The organism is Streptomyces sp. NPDC006265 (genome assembly GCF_040613555.1).
Classification (GTDB): Bacteria; Actinomycetota; Actinomycetes; order Streptomycetales; family Streptomycetaceae; genus Streptomyces.
Window position 1 is genome coordinate 1 of the sequence record NZ_JBEXSH010000944.1, and the last position, 3,359, is coordinate 3,359.

2 protein-coding genes and 1 pseudogene are annotated in these 3,359 nt (G+C 72.0%); 1 reads left to right on the plus strand and 2 read right to left on the minus strand.

Annotation, left to right across the window (positions count from 1 at the left end; translation table 11 throughout):
* Together ABZ281_RS43195 and ABZ281_RS43200 are read right to left on the minus strand one after the other, a co-directional pair.
* Positions 1-2,242 (minus strand): sensor domain-containing diguanylate cyclase (locus ABZ281_RS43195; RefSeq protein WP_356663601.1); only part of this gene is annotated, 2,242 nt, incomplete at its 3' end.
* A gap of 170 nt (positions 2,243-2,412) precedes the next feature.
* A complete protein-coding gene (locus ABZ281_RS43200; protein ID WP_356663599.1) occupies positions 2,413-2,898 on the minus strand; it encodes a nucleoside deaminase in 486 nt (161 codons plus the stop codon).
* Positions 2,899-3,045: 147 nt separating this feature from the next.
* On the opposite strand from ABZ281_RS43200, the pseudogene ABZ281_RS43205 reads away from it, so the two are divergent.
* A pseudogene (locus ABZ281_RS43205) lies at positions 3,046-3,359 on the plus strand (GNAT family N-acetyltransferase); the annotation flags it as partial.

A 3,359-nucleotide genomic window follows, 5' to 3' on the forward strand; every position in this document is an offset into this window, starting at 1 on the left:
GGTCGTGCCGCTCGACCATGCGGTTGCGCAGCAGCGGCTTGAAGCGGCGCCACTGCCGCTTGCCCGCCGCCTTCGCCGCGTACAGCGCCAGGTCGGCATGGCCCAGCAGTTCCTCCGCGTCCGTGCTGTCGCGCGCGGTGGCCACGCCCACGCTGGCGGACACCGGCACCGACTCGTCGGCCAGGTCGAAGGGCCGGCCCAGCGTATGGATCACCTGGGCCGCCAGCAGTTCGGCGTCCAAGGGCTGCTTGGCGTCCTCCATCAGCACGGCGAACTCGTCACCGCCGAGCCGGGCCGCGGTGTCGGTGCGCCGCAGCGTCCCGGACAGCCGGTTGCCGACCGCGACCAGCAGCTGGTCGCCCGCACGGTGTCCCATCGTGTCGTTGACCAGCTTGAAGTCGTCGAGGTCGATGAAGAGCAGACAGGTCAGGGACGACTCGCGACGCCCGCGCAGCAGGGCGCGTTCGATCCGCTCCAGCAGCAGGGTCCGGTTGGGCAGACCGGTGAGCGAGTCGTGGAAGGCCCGCTGGGTCAGCTCCTGCTCCAGCCGCCGCTGCTCGGTCACGTCCCGCAGGGTCGCCACCAGGCCGGACACGGTCCGCTCGTCCCGGAAGTCGCTGATCCGGGCCTCCACTTCGACCCGACCCTCCCGGCGCCGCACCCACCAGTGGTCGTGTCCCGCCCCCGACCCGCGCTCCCGTACGGCGGTCAGCCCTTGTGCCGCCCGCTCCCGGTCCCGCGGGTCCACCAGCTCGGGCAGCCTCACGCCCATGAGGTCCTCGGTGCCGAACAGGGACCGCGCAGACGGGCTGGCGTATCGGATGGTGTCGTTGTCCTCCAGGATGAGGATCACGTCGGAGGTGTTGCGGACGAGGGTGCGGAAGTACGCCTCGCTCTCCCGTCGGAACACCTCCTGGCGCAGCGCGACGCGCTCCAGGGCCAGACCCGCGTGGGAGGCCAGGATTTCCAGAGACCCCCAGGTCTCGTCGAGCCGCCGCTCGGGGGCGGCGACCAGCAGGATGCCCGGCACCGCTCCGGTCGGACGGTCCGGCTGGGTCATGGGGCACGCCAGGACGGACGGCAGGCCGTTCAGCCCGGCGGCGACCGCGGGGTCGAGGGCGGCCGGGCTCACCAGCCGGGTGCCGCGGGCGCCCAGGTCCGCCGCGTCTTCCCTCGGCAGCAGCATGGTCCGGTGCGGTACGTCGGGGCCCATCAACCGGTCGACCGCATCGCGGCAGGACTGGTCGACCTCCTCCTGCCGGAAAGCGGAGACCAGCGATGCGGCCGCTTCCCGCAGGGCCAGCTCGCGTGTCACCGCGTGGCGATGTGCCACGACCATTCCCGCCAGCCGCAGGATCACCAGGAGGAACAGCACGCCCGAGAAGGCCGCGATCACGGCGGCGTCCGGGGTGGGTCCGCTCAGCCCCTCCCCGAGCAGAATCCCCGGCGCGATGAGTGTGGCCACGGCGAGCATGACCAGGCGGCGTGGCGGCGGCAGCAGGGACTCCCGCCGTGGCGCGGAAGCCGTCAGCTCGACCATGGACGGATGCAGCGCCGCCATGCCCCAGGCGGTGTAGAAGGCGACCCAGCCGAGGTCCAGCAGGCTGCCGGTCTCCCACATGTCGTGCAACTGCAGGATCCCGTAGGCGATGTCGGTGACGAGCAGGGTCACCGTGCCGGCGACCAGCAGGTGTACGGCGCGGTTGGAACCGTCGAGCGGGCTGGGGGTGAGCAGTCGGAACAGCAGGGCCAGCACGAGGAGGTCGCCGAGGGGGTAGGCGATGCTGATGGCCCGCTGCTGCCAGGTCATGCCCGGCACCACGGTCAGCGGTTGCACCAGGTACACCCACACGGGCAGCGCGAGGCCGGCGGTGACGATCAGCGCGTCGAGCAGGCTCGGCAGGTCGCGGTCGGCCCAACGGTGGCGCACCAGTCCTGACAGGCCGATCGCGATGAGCGGGTACACGGCCAGGTAGCAGGCGTCGGCCGGGGACGGAAACGGGTTGGAGGCTCCGAGGTACTGCTCCATCACGAAGTAGTACGTGTCGCCCGCGATGAAGACGAGCAAGCCGGCTGCCAGGACCCACCAGGGCCACTGGTGGGCGGGCCGGTACAGGCGTGTGCCGATCAGGATGGCGGCGACTCCGGCCAGCCCCATCACGGCCCACATCACGGGAACCATCAGCGGGACTGTCATGTACACGACAGTGGCGACCGCAACCAGGGCGCTGTAGACGGCCATGAGTCGACGTGCCGGCAGCGAGGACATGTGCCTCCCCCCCGTCGAGGAGACCGGGGTGTACGCCTGACCTTACACCCGGTCCAATTGGAATCGATCGTACGTTCGCCCGAGCGGCCCTGCGTCTTGGGCGCGGGTCCGCCGGAGCGGACCCGCCCCTCCCGAGCGGTGTCTCAGCCGCGACCGCGAGGGAACCTGATGTGCAACTCCCTCACCTGCTCGGCCAGTTCGGGCACCGGACCGTCCACGGTCACGCCGGGTGCGACCTCACGCACGGAGAGTGTCCGCACCGGCGGTGCGGGTACCCCCAACTCCGATAGCCACAAGCCGAGTTGCTCGGACGAGGCGACGTAGACGATGCGCCCGAGGCCGACCCAGGCGTGCGCGGCCGCGCACATCGGGCAGTGCTCGCCGGAGGTGTAGACCGTCGCGGCGGCCCGCTCCCCGGGCGCGAGGTGCGCCGCGGACCAGCGCGCCAGCTCGAACTCGGGGTGCCGGGTGCGGTCGCCCGAGGCCACCGGGTTGTGGTCCTCGCCGAGAACGGCGCCGTCCCCGCCCACCAGGACCGATCCGAACGGCTCGTCGCCGGCCTCCAGGGCCTCGGCGGCGAGTTCCACGCAGCGGCGCAGATGCGGCAGTTCCATGTCCTTCACGACCATGGGGCCGGCCTTTCCCGTGACGACGTGATCAACAGGACCTTACGGCGCGGGCATGCGTGGGGAGAGAGCCGGGGCGGCGGGCCGGCGGAGTGCCGTCGGGCCGGAAAACCCTTTGCCGTCCGGCCCGGCGGCTGCTGAGGTCTCTCCATGGATCACGTGGAGCTGCTCGCCCTGTTCGACCGCGATCTGCGCGAAGGAGCGCGGCCGGACGGTCCCGACGCCCGTGTCGAGCGGACCGGCGGCGTCGTCCGCCAGGTCGCCCCGGCGCCGGGCTGGAACGGCGTGGTGTGGTCCGCCCTCGACGAGGCCGGAGCGGATGCGGCGATCGTCGGGCAGATCGGCCACTACACCGGGCTCGGCCTCGACTTCGAGTGGAAGCTGTACGGGCACGACCGGCCGGCGGACCTCGGGCGACGGCTGCGCGCCGCCGGGTTCATGCCCGGGCCCGAGGAGACGCTGAT

Bases quoted from the DNA above. Each gene is read 5' to 3' on its own strand.
- ABZ281_RS43200 (WP_356663599.1), bottom strand. From the start codon at position 2,898: ATGGTCGTGAAGGACATGGAACTGCCGCATCTGCGCCGCTGCGTGGAA.